Source organism: Aureispira anguillae (genome assembly GCF_026000115.1).
Taxonomy (GTDB): domain Bacteria; phylum Bacteroidota; class Bacteroidia; order Chitinophagales; family Saprospiraceae; genus Aureispira; species Aureispira anguillae.
The window spans coordinates 3,760,050-3,778,477 of sequence record NZ_AP026867.1 but is presented as its reverse complement, the minus strand read 5'-3'; the positions used below and the strand labels follow the sequence as shown (position 1 = coordinate 3,778,477).

Here is an 18,428-nt window from a genome sequence, read left to right as displayed (position 1 = left end):
AGCTTTTCTTCAAAGGCATAAAATTAGCCAACTAATAACGTAAATTGATTTGTAAATTGTAATCCATTTTCTTATCTTGTAGATATGAAATATATACTATATACCATTCTATTATTATTAGTTGGAGCTTGTACTAGTGATAGGAATCCCCAAACAGAAGCTGTAGTTTTTAATAGTCCTCTAGTATTTAAAATGGATTATGCCAATTTGGATTTAAACAAGACACAACAATTTTCAGATTTTGAACGATTGTTTGCTGCTACGAATTCTATCCGATTGGATAATATAGAGGTGCTTAATCAAGGTCAAACGGTATATGATTTTAACCAAAATTTAGGAGATATTGTTATTACGAAGGAAAAGAATAATCAATACCTTATTTTGGAGCATTATATTATTCCTATAGGCAGTGTCTATGGCAAGTTTGCACTGTTGAAGTATCGTTTGGACCCTAAAAAAGGAACAATAGAACGTGACCAAGAATTTAAGCCTCAATTGGCTATTTATAAATATTGGTCAAATCATGTGGTGAAGGAATACGATAGTTATCTGAGTGATACGAGTTTTACAACACAGTATATCGAAAAAGTTCCTTTCAGAGCATTTGAAACAATGCGCTTTTTGATGTTTAACCTTACTTTGGCTACAGTGTTGGAAGATTGTCAGGATTGTGAAGATAGAATGAAGCGAATAACAAAAGATTATAGTTTTGTAGAATCTAAAGAATATTTTGAACAAAATTTATTTGTTTGTAATACAATCTTAAGCAAAACAAGAGATTAACTCATAAATGAAGAACTCTATTCTATAAAAAAGAACTAAAAAAAGCTTGTTTTTGGCAAGAATACAACTGAAAATGGCAAAAAATAACCCTTCTATTCTAAGAGAAATAACAAAATTTGTACATTGTTTATCTATTATAGGTATAACTTAGGTGAGCATTATAATTATAACAATAATTTCGATTAAAACATTAAACAAAACTAAAAGATGAGTAAGTTCGATGAAAAAGTAGCTGGTTATAAAGCTAACATGGAAAAATTAGGTATTAAATATGATGAGGACAAATTAATCGCATGTACCAAAGCTTGTGGTCCTTCTATTTATAACAAAGATGGTGAAACTGTTTCAGGTTCTGACCAAACTGAATTGGACCGTGTAAAAAATAACTATTTAATTAAAAAATTGGGACTTTCTGAGAGTGATGATTTGGATGGTATCGTAAATTACGCTGTAGAAACAATGGGGAAATCTAACCGCAATAAATACAGAGCAATTTTTTATTACCTTTGTTCTGATAAAGTGGGAAAATTTCCTTCTTAGGAGCTTCTATCATTCTAACATAATGACAAAAGCCATTTCTCTAAAGGAAATGGCTTTTGTTGGTTAACTACCCTTTAATTTGAATGTTATGCATTTAGTACTGGACACACATGTTGTGCCTTTATTGACACCAAAACAGCGGTTAAGCGATTATCTATGTGGTATATTTTTGCAACTGCCATCTCGAAAAAGTGTTAAAGTTGCAATTAAACGGGGTGCCATTTATGTAGACGGAAAAAAGGGACATACAGGGGATTGGGTTTGCCCTGAACAAGTTGTTGAACTCATTGATCTGGATGATGCGCCAACAAAGGTGTTAAAATTGCCAATGGATGTGATCTATGAAGATGATGCAATTGCAGTAGTTTTTAAACCAGCTGGCATTCCTGTGAGTGGCAATCAATTTCGAACCATAGAAAATGCTTTGTTGCATAATATAACGCTTTCTACTAAAGTAGATGCCCTCAAAAAACCTAGGGCTGTTCATCGACTCGATGCACCTACTTCTGGTCTTTTGTTGATTGCTAAAACCAAACAAGCCAGAATGCACTTGGGAGCGCAATTTGAAGCCAAAACGATCCAAAAGAAATATCAAGCCATTGTGATTGGACAACCTCCTGCTCAAGGGCGTTTTGATACTGCGATTAATCATAAAGCAGCCTTAAGCCATTTCGAATGCTTGCAAACCGTTGATTCTCTAAAAAGTGGGCAGCTTTCGCTCTTAAATTTATACCCCAAAACGGGGCGCACTCACCAACTTCGAATCCATTTATCGCAAGCAGGATTTCCTATCTTGGGAGACAAACTTTATGGCATTCAAGGCTTAATTCTAAAACATAAAGGGCTTTTTTTGATCGCAGTAGCCTTAGATTTTGAACATCCCATTACAGGAGAACGCCAAGCGATAAAATTACCCACACCTTATAAATATACCGCCTTATTAAATCGAGAGCAGCGCCGTTATGATGCCTATGATTTTGAATAAAAGAGCTAATCACCGCAAATTTCTATGAGCGAAATTTCTAGATAATTCTCTTCTGTTTTTTGATAAGCAATATTAGTTGTTATTAATGCAATAGGGTAGAGGTTTATGTCTCCTATTATCTTGTGAAGTGTTTCTTCGTAATACTGTAAATCTTCTTGTATTTTAGCTAATTCTTTATCATTCAAATAGTTTTTAGCTCGTTTTGCAGAAATTTTGATAATTATTTGTTGCTGATCAATTTTTTCTAAAACCTTTTGAGGCAAAGATAGATGCCAATGTTGTATTTTTTTGATGTGATCCTCATCAATGGATTCATGAGGATATAACTTTATCAAGAATGATTTTAGAAGAGCATTTTCTTGTGTTGTGTGGGGCTTTTTTATTGGGGCATTAGTTTTTATAGAATTGGTAGTTTCTGTACAACCAACTATAAAAATGAAGCTAATTATTAGCAATAGTAATTTTAACATATCTCTTTGATTGTTTATGTTCTCCAGATGATTTAGTGACTATTCTAACAATTCCTTGACCATTTACTTTTTTATTTTTGATTTGTGTTTGATAACCAGTTGTTTGTGATGTAAATGTAATGATAGTAAAAATGTAAGATAACTTTTGATTTAGCGCATTGGAATTATATTTATTTTCTAAATAACTTAAAGAGGTTTAGTACCCAAAGAGGTCTAAAGAATGTATTTATAGGTAGACTAACTTCTTAGTTAAAAGGAAGATTGAAATTTGTTTTTTTAGATTTTTTTTAAGAAATTTAAGAATATCTTAAGAATTCGCACGCTCTTTGCAATAGGAGTTTTATTCGTTTGTTATAACCAGGTTTTGATCAAAAAAATACTATGAAAATATTTACATTAATACTACTGCTATTTTGTTTTATGGGGACGGCTCTTGTTGCGCAAGAAGATGACCCCGAAACACCTTATAACGATCAACAAGCTCGAATTATCAAAAAGGGAAGAAAAGTATTTGCTGCCTACCAAAAAGCCTATAAAGAAAAACACGGTGAGTTGCCTAAAATAAATCTTAGAGAAGCGAGTTTGCCAGGGTTGGATTTTAGAGGCATGAATTTGGATAATGCTGACTTTAGAGAGGCTGATTTAAGAGGAGCTAGATTTGGGGATAAACCTGCGATTCGAACCAAAAAATACGACAATGAGGATCGATTGGTTAGCGGACAAGCGCCTGTGCCTGCTGCGAGTCTTAAAAATGCTGATTTTAGAGGAGCAGACATTGGAGAGCATGATCTAAAAGTAGCAGATTTAAGTTTGACCAATAGCGAAGGGGCTAATTTTTCGGAAACAGACTTGACAGGGGCCAAATTTGTTAAAGCAAAACTAAAAGGAAGTTCATTTAAAGAATCGAGTCTTATTGGAACCAATTTTAGACGAGCAGATTTGACAGATGCGGATATGACAGAAGCCGATGTAGAAGGGGCTACTTTTGATAGAACAATTATGATTCGTACACAAATGGCAGGGCTTAATGTTGACGAATGTACAATGACAGAAGTATTTTTGACCGAGAAAGCATTAAATGACTACTTGGCTAAAAAGAATAAAAGCGAAAATGTTTTTGAAGATTAAAACAAGACTTAATCTTTATCTGCAATTAGTGATTATATATTTAAGAGAAATATATATAATGACTTGTTTGTGAGTTTGGTTTGTGTGAATTATATTTGTTGGTAGCAATGAAAATGTTCTCACTAATTAAAACTAGATTATGGCGAGTCAGAGCAAAAAGCTTCAAAAACTAGAGGTAGAATTAAAATCAATGAAGGCGATCCTAATTAAATATAAGGATTACTTTAAGGTGGATGGCTTCGTTGATACAGAGGAGCAAAAACAGCTGATCCAAGATGTTATGTCCAAATAACACTCTTAAACTATGAAAACCATATTACGTTTATTTATAGTATTACTAAGCATAGGATGGATAAGTTCTTGCACGACTACTGAAATTAGAGAAGTAGAAAAAGTCTATTATAAAACCGTGTATAAAGAAAATCCTTTTTATATAGAGGATAGCACTTTATCTTATTTTAGAGATTCTTTTGTTATAGATCAATATACTTATTCAGGTAGTAATTTATATGATGAAGTAGCTAAATGGGTGAATTCTTTACCTCAAAAGATTAGAGATAGTTTATTTAGCCAAAAGCTATTGATACAAAAATAATATTATTTGCAAGATATTCAATGGAAGAATGAGGCAAAAATTAAAAAAATGGAACGATTTGATTTAGAGTTAGAAAAAAATATTTCAGCAAGGATAGGAACAGATATTAATATCCACAAGACGATATTTACCACTGAAATTAAAAATATACCTAAAGATTATCAAGAACATTTAATCATAAAACTAAACAGATTAATGTATTGATTTGAAAATCAATAAAACTGGTCGCCTAGTATTTGTTTAAATATATATTTTGGGCATTTATGCCCTGTTTTGTACAGAAATCACACTTCTATAAAAACACGCAATGGGCTACTTTCTTCACAGAAAGTAGCTTTTTTGTATTTTGCATCGTTACTTACAACCTTAAAAGTTCTGTTAATTTTATTCGACTGATAACTTTTGGGGTATTATTTGATTCTTTAATAGAGATATTAATTTTGTCGATAAAAAAGTCTTACTTAGATAATTTTTATGCAGACTCACAAAAGTTATGCATATCTTGTACTAAACTTTAATGAATGATAGGTCTAAAATATATGTTATGGATTCTTGTTTTTGGGCTGTGTAATCTTTGTGCTACACTAGGGCAGACCGATTATACAACAGCTATTAATGCTTCTAAAAAAACAAAAGAAAATTACAAAAAAGCGTATAGTTATATTGTAAGAAGAGACTATAAAACTGCAAAAAAAGAACTGCATAAATTGATTAAGAAGGATGCTAAATTTGTGAATTCTTATATTCAGTTGGGGTTTATTTATGAACAAGAAAAGGATTACGAAAATGCAATCACGCATTATAACAAAGTTATAGAACTAGCACCCGATTATAATCCAAAAATTTATATGGCACTTGGGCGTATTGCAATGTTACAAGAAGCTTATGCTGAGGTCGAAAAACAAATGCTTCAATTTTTATCGTATGATAAATTGCATCCTAATCTGATAAAAATTGCAACAAAGCGTTTGGGAGATGCTCGTTTTAGACCCCAAGCCTTAGCCAATCCTGTTGCTTTTAACCTTAAAAACTTAGGAGAGAACATTAACTCAACGAATCGAGAATATTTTCCCTCAATAACGCTCAAGGATGAGTTGGTTTATACAAGGCAATTGGGAGAAGGGCAGGCAGGGCAAGAGGATTTGTACATTAGTCAATGTAGTGAAAATGGTTGGCAAAAAAGTAAACCTATTCCAACCGTAAATACGAGCGAAAATGAAGGGGCGCAAAGTATTTCAGCCGATGGGAAACTATTAGTGTTTACAGTTTGTAATAGAAGAGAAGATTACGGAAGTTGTGATTTGTATTTTTCTAGAAAGGTAAATGGAAAATGGACAACTCCTAAGAATATTGGTGCACCAATTAATACCAAAGATTGGGAATCTCAACCTAGTATTGCGCCAAACAGTGATGCGATCTATTTTGTTAGAGGTGGAGCGAAGGGGCGAGGGCACAAAGATTTATTTGTCTCTAAGCTACAAAGTGATGGAACTTGGGGAACCCCAGAGAATGTGAAAGAGTTGAATACGCTTTATAATGAAGCTTCTCCCTGTATTCATCCCGATGGGCAAACGCTTTATTTTAGTTCAGAAGGACATCCAGGGATGGGCGGTTTTGATTTGTTTATTACTCGACTAAAAGAGGATGGGAAATGGGGAAAGCCTGTTAATTTGGGCTACCCAATTAATACTTCCAATCAAGAAGAAGCACTGGCGGTTAATCGAAAAGGAACCTTGGCTTATTTGGCTTCTGACCGAGCAGGTGGATTTGGTTCGATGGACATTTATAGCTTTGAATTGCCTGCGCTTGCCAAACCAATGCCGATCACTTATATTAATGGGATTACGTTGAGCGAGGAAACCAATTTGCCTTTATCGGCAGAGGTAGAAATTATTGACCTTAAGACACAGACGGTTTTTAAACAGTTAAAAACGCCTAAGGATGGATCGTTTATTATTTGTTTGCCAACAGGAAAATATGCCTTAAATGCTCGTAAAGATGGCTATTTGTTTTTTTCTGCTAATTATGATTTATCAGAAACAAAATCCTTAGATCGGGCTTATGTCTTAGAGGCAAAATTACAACCATTGGTTTATAAGAGGGATGATTCCACTAAAAAAATGGTTCGTGAACCTATTGTCTTGGAGAATGTTTTCTTTGCAACAGCTTCTGCTGAATTAAAATCGGAATCAAAAATTGAATTGGATCGACTAAAAAACTTGTTGGATAAGAACATAACTATGCATATTCAATTAAATGGTCATACCGACAATGTAGGAAAACCAGCGGACAATTTAAAGCTTTCAGAAGCTCGTGCTAAATCTGTTATGAATTATTTAATAACAAAGGGAGTTGATGCTAAACGACTTAAAGCAAAAGGTTTTGGTGCAACAAAACCCAAATATAGCAATGAATCAAAAGAGGGACGCTCCAAAAATCGGCGTACTGAATTTGAAATTTTATCATCTTCTGAATGATCGTCAATTTAATGCAACTTTTCAACGGACTAATGTAGAAAATGAACACAGTATTATTGTTACCTAGAATATTTTTTGAAAGTATCCGCCAAGCTTTTCAGCAGTTGGCTGGCAATAAATTGAGAACGCTTTTGTCGTTATCGGGAATTACCATTGGTATTTTTTGTGTAATTATGGTACTTTCTGCCGTTGATTCATTAGAGGCAAACATCCAAGACAGTTTCAAACAATTGGGAGACGATGTGGTTTACATCAGTAAAATGCCTTGGGGAGAATCACCTCGTGAGGGCAATTTCTGGAAGTACCAACGACGCCCAGAGACAGATTATCGAGATTATGAAGTAATTCAAAAACAAGTCCAAACGGCGGACATTGCTACCTTTACTGTTTTTATAGGAGGGGGAACTGCTGAATCTAAGACCAGTAATGCTTCTAATGTGTTTTTTATTGGTGTGACGGAGCATTATAAGGATATGTTTGGGCTAAAATTTCACAAAGGGCGTTATTTTACCCCCTTAGAATTTTATAAGGGGAGCAACCAGATTATTATTGGTTATGATGTTGCTCAAACCTTGTTTCGACCAACCGAAGATCCTATTGGAAAGTACATAAAAGTAAAGGGACAACGCTTACAGATTATTGGTGTGTTGGAAAAGGAAGGAAAGGATTTGATTAACCCATTGAATTTTGACGATGCAGGCTTGATTCCCTATAATACAGCAAGAAAGTATGTCAATCTCAAAAAAGCGGGATTTAATAGAGGACGAACATCCATTTCTGTTAAAGCCAAAAAAGGGGTACGACTAGAAACCCTAAAAGCTGAATTAACAGGGGTGCTAAGAGCCAAGCGCTTGTTAAAACCTGTAGAAGAGAGCAATTTTGAATTGAATACATTGTCTATTGTATCTCAAATCTTTGAAAATGTGTTTGGAATTATCCGAATTGCAGGTTATATCATAGGGCTTTTTGCCATTATTGTAGGAGGATTTAGCGTAGCCAATATTATGTTTGTTTCTGTTAAAGAACGGACTCGATTAATTGGTATCAAAAAAGCTTTAGGGGCTAAAAATTATGTTATTCTAATGGAATTTTTAGTAGAATCCATTATTCTTTGTCTAATTGGTGGTTTGGTAGGGCTTGCATTTGTTGTAATGGGAGCCGAAGCTGCTACTAGTATTGCAGAATACGATATTTTCTTGTCTCCAAGCAATGCGATTCGAGGGCTAGCAATAGCATCTGCTTCTGGTGTTGTTGCTGGGATTATTCCTGCTTATCGAGCTTCCAAGATGGTGCCTGTAGAGGCTATTCGAGCTTAATGATATAGAGATTGGAAGATTTGAAAGGATTCTATCGGTAATCAGCCTATTTTCAAACCTTCCAATCCATTGATATTATTTTACCTTTCCATAAAGCATCCAAGCCGTGACTAAGTTGTGCTGATCTAGAAGAAAAACAATACTCGTTTTCTCATAGAATAGATAATTGCCTTGGCTTCCGCCGAGCATACGGGTTGGTTTTCCATAAAGTTTGTGGACAGCATCTAGCGAACTACCAATTTTGATTCCACGAGCAGTTTCGCCATCGTAATCAGCTTTGGTTTTTATAAAGCCTTCCAATTCTTCTTTTGTATTGTAAGGACCCTTGTAAGTGGCAATAAGGGTTGCTTCAAACTCTTCTTCATTGACATTAATGATGGCTGTTTCAGGGCGCTTTTCGTTTTGTTTTTTAATATTTGTAACTTGAAATTGCTCCTGATCGTCAAAAAGTACTTCTAAGGCTTCGATGCCGACATCTGCAATGGTTTCTTCCGTTCCATCAATCTCTTCCGACAATTTTTTCTTAAACAGTTTAGAAAATAGATTCGTCGTTAATGCCTCTAAGTTGGTTGTTGCCAAAAGCGGATTTCCACTTTCTGCGGCTTTAAATTCTTTTTTTGCCTCTGCCTTTTTATCAGATTGAGCAAAGGCAATACCTCTAGCAATATGAGCATTTCCAACCAATAAAGTTTCTTGTTTATTGGTCGCTAATTGCACGGCTTTATTGGCTAAACCCAAGGCCATTTCATATTCTCCTAGAAGGCTATGAATGAGGGCAGCGTTAACATAAGCCGCAGCATATTGATCGTCAATTCGAATGGCATCGTTAAACAAATTTAAGGCATCTTTTGCCAAGCGAACCCGTTTATCTTCTTTGGATTCTCCTGCTCCTTTGGTTCCTGCTTGGTTAAGGCGAGTATCCAAATCAATTCCAAAAGGATAAACAAACTTCAACTCTTCAGCAGTATACATACTGATGGCTTCTTGCGCCAAGGCTACACCAGCATTGTTGTACATTTCTCGGCTAGGGAAGGTAACAATAACATGATCGTAGCAAATCGATGCTTGTTCGTAACGGCGCACCAAGTTTAGCATATTGGCAGTGTTAAAAACAGGAATGAGCGCTTCAAGCATCTTTTGAGAATTGTTATAAATCCCAATTCGATCTTGGCGAGAAGGATAACCAAATGTTTCGTCAGGAATTTCTAAAACATGGTATAATTTATCAAAAAAAGCGCCACCAACACCCAAGGTATTGTAGCCACTCATATACCCAAAAATTCCTCCAAAATAATCTGCTTCAGCTTCCATTCTAGCACGATCTTCTGCGTTATACATGGATTCTTTTACATTTTTTTGAATGTCATTGTCTGGGTTGGCTTTGCCAAAGGCATGTGCCCACCCGTGGTCTTTGTAAAAATGAGCAATCTCATGCGCCATAACCGTTGCCACAATGTCGATAGAATCAGCGCCCAACTCGGCTGCCAAATCATAAATCCCTTCGCCAAAATTAATCGTATTGTTGCTAGGGCTATAGTAAGCATTGTAATAGGGCTTGCCTTGATAATTATAAATAAAATTGAAGGTTGGAGCTTTGCGGGTATCTTTAACGGTTTTACAAATTTTTGTAAATACTTTTTCTGAAAGCGCCGCTTTTAATTTTTGGTAATCGGTCAAATCTGTTTCTAGCGGTTGGTAATTATGTGGGCTGATATTACCTGCACTCAAAAAAACAGATGGAATGGCAAAGTAAAAACCAATTTTTAGCCATTGGTAGAGCGCATGTTTTTTTAATGAAGTAGGTTGGTAATTGTGTTGCATTAATGGTATTTTTTTAATTAAAAAATGAGTTAATTAAAATGCAAGTCGTCTTAATCAAAATCAAAAAATTATCTCATGACCATAGGAAGCTAATCAACGGCGTATTATTAAATAAACTAGGTTGGTACTTTTATTGTTCCAATAGTACTTGTTTTTGGATAATTTGAAGCACTTTTTTTCGTTCTAGATCTCCAATGTTTATAAAGCCAACCATAGGGCTCTTTTGCCCATCTGTATAATAGTAGGTATCAAAAGAAGCAGGCGTTCTAGGAACAAAACAAATAGAAACTTCTCCATTTTGACTTCTGTTGGTCAATACTTTGTTAATATTATTGGCAAAAATACTATTGATATGAACCTTCTTTTTATGCCAAGTAATAAAAATAAGTCGTTTGGGGGTAATTAAATATCGAGTGTAAGTTAATGCATCTTGTCGAGTTTTCTCTAAATGATCCGAATAGAGATAAGTTAATGGAGGAATAGCAACTAATAAGAGCCCCATTAGAGGAAATATGCCTATGCAAAAAACGCCAATCAAAAAAGTAATTAATAAGCGTGTTTCTTTACTTTTAGTTTCCTGTTTAATAGGCTGCATTTTCCCTTCCCATAAAATTACCTCTTTTTCTCGAATGGCATTAAGGTAGGCTTCTACTAAATGAAAATCATCGGGTTTTAGGACCATAGGAATAGAATAATTAGATAGACATTAATTGGTTAAGTCGGAAGCTCTGTTCAGGGTAACCCAAGCCAATATAGCTCCCAATATAATCATTGGTAAACTCAAAAATTGAGCCATATTAAGCCAACTATCAGGATCTAATACATAGTGTTTTTTGATGAATTCCATGCTAAATCTTAAGCATCCTAAGATTAGTAAAAACACACCAAAAATATGCCCATCTTTTACCAGTCCTTTTTTTCGTTTATTGTATTGTAACATAAATAAGAAAAGGCTGAGATAAACGACAAAACCGTACAATTGCACGGGATGACGGGGAATGTCATCTACTCTTGGAAAAATAAAAGCCCAAGCAGCATCTGTCGGAGCACCCACAATTTCGGAGTTCATAAAGTTCCCCATACGAATGCAAGCTAGACAAAGCCCTCCTACAATCGCTCCTTTGTCTAAGAACCATAAGATTGACTGTCCTGTTTTTCGAGACAATAGCCAATAGGCAACCAATAAACCTAGCATAGCTCCATGACTAGCCAGTCCTCTATAGCCCGTGAATTCAAAACTGGGAGAAAATTTGAATGGAAGCAAAATTTCTAAAGGATGTTGAGAAAAGTACTCAAAATCATAGAATAAACAATTGCCTACACGTGCTCCTAAAATAGTCCCTACAACTGAATAAAGCAGCATTTTGTCAAGCACTTCTAAGCTTATACTTTCTTCTTCGAATAAACGACGAAGGATAAAAAAACTAATGATAAATCCTGTAGCAAATAGAAGGGAATACCAGCGCAAAGCAAAACTTCCAATTTCAGTGATGATGGGATCTGGATTCCATATTATAGCGGTAAACATTGATTGATATTTTATAGTGATTGAAGAACCCAATAGGGCAATTTGCCCAACGTTAAACATTCGTTGTGCATTTTTTAGAGTATGTTTAAATGTTCAATTTAAATATGCTCTTAAATGGGTTGGTTTTAGAAAGGCTTGCGATCAAAAGTTTAGAAATTCTGTGATTTGTGCTTGAACCACTTTTTGGGTTTCTTTATCCACCAACTGGTCTTTTTCCAATAAGGTCTCAATACTCGAAATGGGCAACTTATTAGGAAGCACACTAATGGTGAGGTAATTTAGAAAACCCGTCATGTATTCTAGCCCTCTGAGTGCGCCTGAACGCCCTGATGAAACCCCAACCAAGGCCGCTTTTTTGCCTCCATGAAAAGATGCTGCATATTGGCGTACCGAACAAGCATCAATAAATAATTTGAGTGCCCCAGGAATCCCTCCATTGTACTCTGGCACCACAAAGTAAAATTTATTGGCAGGAATTAGGTACTCGTCTTGAATGCTTGACAGTGCCTTAGATTGCCCTGCTTCACTATACATATCTGCGTGAAAAAGGTCGGTAGGTAGCTCTTCCATACTAAAAAAGCGAACTTCTTCGTTGCTTTGTTCTTTTAGCGTTTGGTAGATGTATTGAGCAATAATATGGGTTCGGCTATTTTTGCGATTTGTTCCCGAAAATACAGTAATCATTGGTTTGTTTTGTGATTTTTTCAAAAAATAAGCGCTTTAAATTTCTAAATCTTCTTTTTTTAAAATAAATTGATAGCTAATTCAAATGTAAATATATTGGAGTAAGTAGCTTGCTTACTTTATTATTAACGAGAATAGTTTTTACTAAACATAAGGTGTGATTTTATTGGATAATCCTATCTGCTAGAAGCACCCCTATAATGACTAATTTAGACTATGTTTAGCAAAATATTGTGACATCATTTCCAAAAGTAAATTAAAATATGCGAATTACATATTATGGGCACAGTTGTTTTTTGGTAGAAATAGGCAATAAAAAATTATTGTTTGACCCATTCATTAGCCCCAATCCTCAAGCTAAGTCGGCAAAGATTGACATAGAAAGTATTAAGCCACACTATATTTTTCTTTCTCACGGGCATGAGGATCATTTGGCAGATGCTTTTGAAATCGCTATTCACAATAATGCTCAAATCATAAGTGTTTATGAAATTGTCAAATGGTTTGACAAGCAAGGCGTTTCTGGACATGGGATGAATATAGGAGGGAAGCATAAATTTGATTTTGGTACCGTCAAAATGGTAACGGCTGCGCACTCTAGCTCTATGCCAGATGGTAGCTATGGTGGTAGCTCTGTTGGTTTTGTTATTAGTAATGATCACGAAGGAACATTTTATTTTGCAGGGGATACAGGTTTAACCATGGATATGAAACTAATCCCTATGATTTGCCCTCGGTTAGATTTTGCTATTTTACCGATAGGAGATAATTTTACAATGGGTTATGACGATGCTGTTTTGGCAAGTACTTTTATTCAATGCAATACAATTATAGGCTGCCATTTTGATACCTTTCCCATTATTAAAATGGATCACTCTGCGGCAAAAAAAGCATTTGCAGCAGCCAAAAAAACACTTTTCTTGCCAGAGATCGGAATGTCATTTAATATTAAGAAGAAGGGAGCATAAAACCTTTACCTCATTTCCAACTACCCAATTATGAAACAATACTATTACGATAAAGCGCCCCAAAAGCAAAAATATAAGGTTCAAAATCTTTATATAGAAAGTAGAATGTTTGAACAGGCAGGGCAATTACCTGCTGCGCTTTTTGAATATACGAATGTTGAAATACTTGGAATTCGAGGATACTTAGAAACCATCCCTCCTGAAATTGTTCAATTAAAACAATTGAAAAAATTGACCATTGCTTTTTTAGGTTCTAATGGTCTTCCTGAGGCAATTGGCGGATTGGAACAGTTAGAAGAATTGGTGATCATGGTAACGGCAAAACCAATTGTTATTCCTCAATCTTTGTCTAAATTAAAACACTTAAAGGCAATAACCTTAAAGGATTGTAAACTAGATGCAATACCAGTAGTTTTGTCAAAAATTCCAAGTTTGGTAGAACTGAATTTAGCTGAGAATAGAATTGCAGCTACAACCTTAGCCAATAAATGTTTTTGGCCGAATTTGGAAAAATTAAATTTAGATAGAAATAATTTGACAACAATACCCGATTGGGTTTATGAGCACGGTCAATTAAAACAGCTTTTTTTTAGCAATAATAAATTGCAAAATTTTGATCAGCGATTGTGTAAATTGGAGTATTTGCAAAATTTGAGAGTGGATGCGAATAGAATAACTGCTTTGCCAAGTGAAATTTTGAACTTACAGCAGTTAATATTTTTTAATTGGTTTGATAATCCCATAGGTTGGATCCATCCCTTGGTATTTAAATTGAACGAGCGATTATTAGACTTTAAACATTTTTGGAGGCATAAGAGCAAACAATCTGCTAAAACTATTTTGTCTATCCGCAAAGCAGTAGCTAAGGCAAATTTGATAGATAATGCTGAAATTATAGAAGCAATAGTAGCCTTATTAAATAATCAAAAAGAAGCGATTAAAAATTTGACCAATGCATCCATTTTAGCCTGTTATGCGGTTCGGCATAATAAGCTAAGAGAAGCTATTATTACTGAAATCACAAAGCGATTGGGCGTCTTTGATCCAACTGCTTTTGTCGAGGGCTGTGAATTGCTGATATTGGGAAGTACCATCAAGAAAAAGAGCGATTTAAAAAAGACGCTAAAGTTATTGAATATAGCTGTTGTTTCTAAAAAAACAACAAAAACATCTCATGTGTTATTGGGCAAAAATATAAAAAACACAGCTGCATTAACAGATAACCAGTTGGTCATTGTGACAGAAACAGAACTCAATCATTTTTTGGATGCAGCTGCACCAGCTTATTTGTTGGAAGAAGAAATCGGCACAGAGCATATTCAAAATATGTTATTGACTTTAAGAGATGAGGATGTTTTGGTTGCCTTAGAATTGCTAAAAAGTGGGGGAGTACCCAAAGAGTTAATGACAACTTTGTTTTTTGTACACAAATTTAGCTCTACCACCAAAATTGTTCGACAAACCAAAAATTTATTGACCTTAAATGCTTCTAATAAATTGTTAGAAAAACTTAAGAGTAGAATTCATTTTAGGCAGTTTGAGTTGGGCTATTTTAAGGCTTGGCACTACATTGATTATATCAATGATATTTGCGCAGAAACAGCATTAAATAAAATGGAGTTTCTAAGGCATTGTGCCGTTTATCACGATACTTACCGTTACAATACCATGTATTTGATGAATGTTGTTTTGTTGCCAGAAGAGGAACAAAGGACATTGGCACTTGATTTTTGGAAAAGGAGAATCAATAACAATGAGATAGAATTGCAAGGTGGTGAAAGTGGTATTTTAACTCATTTGTTTAAGATGGATGCTGTTAACGTATTGATTGGGGTGGATTATAGCACAACGATCTTGGGCAATCAAGATGGGATTAGCCAAATGAAACGACTCCATCGAGTAGTTTTGAATTATTATACCACTAAAAAAATCCAATTGCCTAAAGATTTTGGAGCATTAGAAAATCTTGAAACATTGGAGTTGAAGAATATCTTGTTTGATGCCAATGGATGGGAGTCTCTAAAACAATTAAAAAGCTTAAAAAATGTCTCCTATAAGCTTAATGGAGATAAGCTTCCGCCTCAAATTTTTGAGCTAACTCAAATAGAAATCTTAACCTTGGAGGGAAAGAAAATGCAATTGGATTTTCCAATAGAACAACTTAAGAACCTTCGAGAATTGCACCTATTACAATCTGAACTTACTGGTGCGGAAGTTTTATTTCAAAAGTTAGAAAAAATGCCTAATCTAAGCGTCATTAATCTGCACACAGAATTAGAAAAAAAATATAAAGTTATAACCTAAAAAAAAGAGGTTCTTTGACAAATGGTGTGGAATCGTAAACTACCTTACCTGCTTATTACTACTTTTGTTATAAGTTATAGGTCGTAAGTCGTATGTCCTGTATTTACAGGAACTAAGCATACGACTTACGACCTATAACTTTCTTCTAAAACCACGAACTATTCTCATTCATGCCTGAACTCACTCATAAGCGATAGCGCACTAAAGGAATAAGTAGCAGCGAAGCTAAAAAGTAGTTAAAAGCTTACCCTTTTTTAGTGTTTACCACACGATTTGTCAAAGAACGAAAAAAGAAAATGCTTGAATTGTAGTTTTTAGTAGAACAATTCAAGCATCAAACCTTAGCCAATAACTCCCGAACCAATAAGCTCTTGATGCTCATACCAAGCTGCAAATTGTCCTGGTGTTACTCCACGTTGTTGCGTTTCAAAAATAATATAAATTCCTTCGGCTGTACAATACAGGGTAGCAGGGGTAAGCGGTTGACGATAGCGAATTCGCACCATAAAATCACGCTGTTCACCTACTGCTAGTTTTAAATCGGGGCGTACCCAATGTACTTCATTATTGGCAATAAAAAGTCCTTTTCTAAATAGGCCAGGATGCGCACCTTGCCCTGTATAAATAAGATTAGAGCGAGTATCTGTAGCAACAACAAAGAGCGGTTCAGGTGTACCCCCCACTTGAAGACCTTTGCGTTGTCCTATGGTAAAATAATGTGCGCCATTGTGTTGACCAACGACCTTACCATCTTGAGGAGCATAAACAAATGCCTTGCTTAAAATCTTTAGTGCAGCAGCATTTCTATTGTCCCCAATTGCCTCCACTTGTTCTTGATAATTTTGAAAAATGGGAGCATCTTTAGGTATTTCTATAATATCTCCTTTTTTAGGTTTTAATTGTTGTTGAAGAAAATCAGGTAATTTGATTTTACCAACAAAACAAAGCCCCTGAGAATCCTTTTTCTCAGCAGTGATCAAGCCTTGTTCAGCTGCAATTTTTCGAACTTCAGGCTTTTGTAAATGCCCAATCGGGAAAAGTGCTTTGGCCAATTGCGCTTGATTGAGTTGGCACAAGAAGTAACTTTGGTCTTTGTTATTGTCCGCTCCAGCTATTAACTGATACTGTGTTGAGCCATCTTTTTGTACTTCCTTTTTTTGACAATAATGCCCTGTTGCGACATAGTCAGCTCCTAGTTCCAATGCCGTTTTTAGAAAGACATCAAATTTAATTTCCCTATTGCACAATACATCGGGGTTTGGAGTTCTTCCTGCTTGATATTCAGCAAACATATAATCGACAATACGTTCTTTGTAAGCAGCGCTTAAATCTATGGTTTGAAAGGGAATACCTAAAGTTTGAGCAACAATTAAGGCATCGTTACTATCTTCAACCCAAGGGCATTCGGCATCTAGGATAACCGATTCGTCATGCCAATTTTTCATAAACAAACCAATGACTTCATAACCTTGTTGTTGCAACAAATAAGCAGAAACACTAGAATCTACCCCTCCAGAAAGTCCAACGACTACACGTTTCATTTTTATTTCAATTTATAGATTTAGATTGACCAATTGTAGCATCCAATAGATCAAAAATTTAAGTTAAAAATTACCAAATGGCTTCATGCTCCTCCATTACGCCATAACCAATCAATTTTTTCCATTGGTTTTGATGCAAAATACGCCCCTCTATTACGCCAAAAACTTGCGTGAATTTACTTTTTAGCAGCTTGATATTAATATTTTCTTTGCGGCTACCATTGGGTTGCATGCTTAGTTCTAAATTGCCCTCTAAAGCAACTACTTTCCAAAGAGAATGCTCCAAAGGTGGACCATATTGATAGCTCACTGCCCCAATCAAAATTCGTTCTGTTCCTATCCAAACAGCATTTTCTAGGTTTTGGTTGAATTGATCGACTATATTTATTCCTACAGGCGTACCATCTTCTAATTTCCCTAAGAAAGAGGTCCAATTCCAATCGGTATGTTTAGGAGGATACCCCTTCGAAAAATCAATACCACCATAAAGATTGTTGAATTGTTGCGTTTGCCCTTTTTTAGTCAATTGTATATTGGTAGGCAACAACAAGTTTTTGTAGGTATAATGAAAAGGGCGTTTGTTACCAGTGGATGGGCAGACAAAACTCAATCCATGTTCATTATTGGTGCATTGTAAGCTAATTTGAAATTTTTTGCCCTTAAACTCAAAATGCATTTGTCCATTTTTTGTCAAAATTTGGTAGTTCCCCAAGCTCCAATGGCTATCTAGATTCGCTTCAAAGTTGGCATCAAAAGCAAATGGTCGATCAATGCCGTTTTCTAGTAATTCGCCTGTTTTGGGGAAATAAATATAACAAAAAGCTTTCCCTAAAAAACCTGCATCAACAATAGCAAAGCCTACGACAATGTCAGGGCTATAGGCACCAAAAAAAATCCAAGATTTCCTTTGCCATCGTCTAGGGCTATTCCAACCTTTTGAGCCATCCCATACGTTTGTATTAGTATCGGAAACCACATCGTTATAAGCTCCATACTTTTGTACTTTATTTTGAGAAAGGAGGCTAGAAATACTATTTAGTATTTTTTTTTGGCGTACATTCATTTTATTAATAAATGATAAATGTTAAGTCAGTTCAATTCCCCAACAAAAGTACAATTTCTTTCGTTTTTACCTATACAAAAATGTGTATAAGTAATTGTTCTATTTTTTTTGTATAGAATCCATACCTTTTTTATCTTCATTTATTGGTTTAGAGCCATACAATAAAAAAGTGTATCACATACAATAAAAATCAATGCACTACAAAGGCTGCATATTCCATTTATC

At 35.1% G+C, this 18,428-nt stretch carries 18 protein-coding genes; 11 read left to right on the top strand and 7 right to left on the bottom strand.

Annotated elements, in window-relative coordinates; all coding sequences use genetic code 11:
• The first annotated feature begins 84 nt into the window (after window positions 1-84).
• The 3 genes from AsAng_RS14790 to AsAng_RS14780 all read left to right on the top strand — a co-directional run bounded on the left by AsAng_RS14790 (window position 85) and on the right by AsAng_RS14780 (window position 2,308).
• Entirely contained in the window at window positions 85-783 is a 699-nt protein-coding gene (locus AsAng_RS14790; RefSeq protein WP_264793562.1) for a hypothetical protein, read from the top strand.
• Window positions 784-990: 207 nt separating this feature from the next.
• Window positions 991-1,323, top strand: coding sequence for a DUF2853 family protein (locus tag AsAng_RS14785; protein ID WP_264793561.1), 333 nt, complete (start codon window positions 991-993; stop codon window positions 1,321-1,323).
• An 88-nt stretch (window positions 1,324-1,411) separates the two neighbouring features.
• The gene (locus tag AsAng_RS14780) at window positions 1,412-2,308 is read left to right on the top strand and encodes an RluA family pseudouridine synthase (protein WP_264793560.1); all 897 of its coding nucleotides are present in this window, start codon (window positions 1,412-1,414) and stop codon (window positions 2,306-2,308) included.
• A gap of 5 nt (window positions 2,309-2,313) precedes the next feature.
• Here AsAng_RS14780 and AsAng_RS14775 read toward each other — a convergent pair whose 3' ends face one another.
• On the bottom strand, window positions 2,314-2,778 hold the full coding sequence (locus AsAng_RS14775; protein WP_264793559.1) for a hypothetical protein: 465 nt from the start codon (window positions 2,776-2,778) through the stop codon (window positions 2,314-2,316).
• A 381-nt stretch (window positions 2,779-3,159) separates the two neighbouring features.
• Here AsAng_RS14775 and AsAng_RS14770 point away from each other — a divergent pair, with 381 nt between their 5' ends.
• The 6 genes from AsAng_RS14770 to AsAng_RS14745 all read left to right on the top strand — a co-directional run bounded on the left by AsAng_RS14770 (window position 3,160) and on the right by AsAng_RS14745 (window position 8,294).
• Complete coding sequence (locus tag AsAng_RS14770; protein ID WP_264793558.1) at window positions 3,160-3,906, top strand: pentapeptide repeat-containing protein; 747 nt, start codon at window positions 3,160-3,162, stop codon at window positions 3,904-3,906.
• Between the two features lie 139 nt (window positions 3,907-4,045).
• The gene (locus AsAng_RS14765) at window positions 4,046-4,198 is read left to right on the top strand and encodes a hypothetical protein (protein WP_264793557.1); all 153 of its coding nucleotides are present in this window, start codon (window positions 4,046-4,048) and stop codon (window positions 4,196-4,198) included.
• Window positions 4,199-4,210: 12 nt separating this feature from the next.
• Window positions 4,211-4,501 carry a hypothetical protein gene (locus AsAng_RS14760; RefSeq protein WP_264793556.1) on the top strand — a complete coding sequence of 97 codons (291 nt, stop codon included), beginning with the start codon at window positions 4,211-4,213 and terminating at the stop codon, window positions 4,499-4,501.
• A 6-nt stretch (window positions 4,502-4,507) separates the two neighbouring features.
• Window positions 4,508-4,705 (top strand): hypothetical protein, encoded by a 198-nt coding sequence (locus AsAng_RS14755; RefSeq protein WP_264793555.1) that lies wholly within the window; start codon window positions 4,508-4,510, stop codon window positions 4,703-4,705.
• Window positions 4,706-5,022: 317 nt separating this feature from the next.
• The gene (locus tag AsAng_RS14750) at window positions 5,023-6,978 is read left to right on the top strand and encodes an OmpA family protein (protein ID WP_264793554.1); all 1,956 of its coding nucleotides are present in this window, start codon (window positions 5,023-5,025) and stop codon (window positions 6,976-6,978) included.
• Window positions 6,979-7,019: 41 nt separating this feature from the next.
• Window positions 7,020-8,294: an ABC transporter permease gene (locus tag AsAng_RS14745; protein ID WP_264793553.1), complete on the top strand. Its 1,275-nt coding sequence runs from the start codon at window positions 7,020-7,022 to the stop codon at window positions 8,292-8,294.
• Between the two features lie 75 nt (window positions 8,295-8,369).
• Here the strand turns inward: AsAng_RS14745 and AsAng_RS14740 are convergent, their stop codons facing one another.
• From AsAng_RS14740 to AsAng_RS14725, 4 genes are all read right to left on the bottom strand, one after another.
• Entirely contained in the window at window positions 8,370-10,115 is a 1,746-nt protein-coding gene (locus AsAng_RS14740) for a M13 family metallopeptidase (RefSeq protein ID WP_264793552.1), read from the bottom strand.
• Window positions 10,116-10,245: 130 nt separating this feature from the next.
• Complete coding sequence (locus tag AsAng_RS14735; protein ID WP_264793551.1) at window positions 10,246-10,797, bottom strand: hypothetical protein; 552 nt, start codon at window positions 10,795-10,797, stop codon at window positions 10,246-10,248.
• A 24-nt stretch (window positions 10,798-10,821) separates the two neighbouring features.
• Window positions 10,822-11,643: a prolipoprotein diacylglyceryl transferase gene (gene lgt, locus AsAng_RS14730; protein WP_264793550.1), complete on the bottom strand. Its 822-nt coding sequence runs from the start codon at window positions 11,641-11,643 to the stop codon at window positions 10,822-10,824.
• Between the two features lie 141 nt (window positions 11,644-11,784).
• The gene (locus AsAng_RS14725; RefSeq protein ID WP_264793549.1) at window positions 11,785-12,327 is read right to left on the bottom strand and encodes an NADPH-dependent FMN reductase; all 543 of its coding nucleotides are present in this window, start codon (window positions 12,325-12,327) and stop codon (window positions 11,785-11,787) included.
• Between the two features lie 263 nt (window positions 12,328-12,590).
• Between AsAng_RS14725 and AsAng_RS14720 the strand changes: the two genes are divergently transcribed.
• Together AsAng_RS14720 and AsAng_RS14715 are read left to right on the top strand one after the other, a co-directional pair.
• Entirely contained in the window at window positions 12,591-13,295 is a 705-nt protein-coding gene (locus AsAng_RS14720; RefSeq protein ID WP_264793548.1) for a metal-dependent hydrolase, read from the top strand.
• A 30-nt stretch (window positions 13,296-13,325) separates the two neighbouring features.
• Window positions 13,326-15,599: a leucine-rich repeat domain-containing protein gene (locus AsAng_RS14715; protein ID WP_264793547.1), complete on the top strand. Its 2,274-nt coding sequence runs from the start codon at window positions 13,326-13,328 to the stop codon at window positions 15,597-15,599.
• A 341-nt stretch (window positions 15,600-15,940) separates the two neighbouring features.
• Here AsAng_RS14715 and mnmA read toward each other — a convergent pair whose 3' ends face one another.
• On the bottom strand, window positions 15,941-17,140 hold the full coding sequence (mnmA, locus tag AsAng_RS14710) for a tRNA 2-thiouridine(34) synthase MnmA (protein ID WP_264793546.1): 1,200 nt from the start codon (window positions 17,138-17,140) through the stop codon (window positions 15,941-15,943).
• A 70-nt stretch (window positions 17,141-17,210) separates the two neighbouring features.
• On the bottom strand, window positions 17,211-18,203 hold the full coding sequence (locus AsAng_RS14705; protein WP_264793545.1) for a DUF2804 domain-containing protein: 993 nt from the start codon (window positions 18,201-18,203) through the stop codon (window positions 17,211-17,213).
• Window positions 18,204-18,428: the final 225 nt, after the last annotated feature.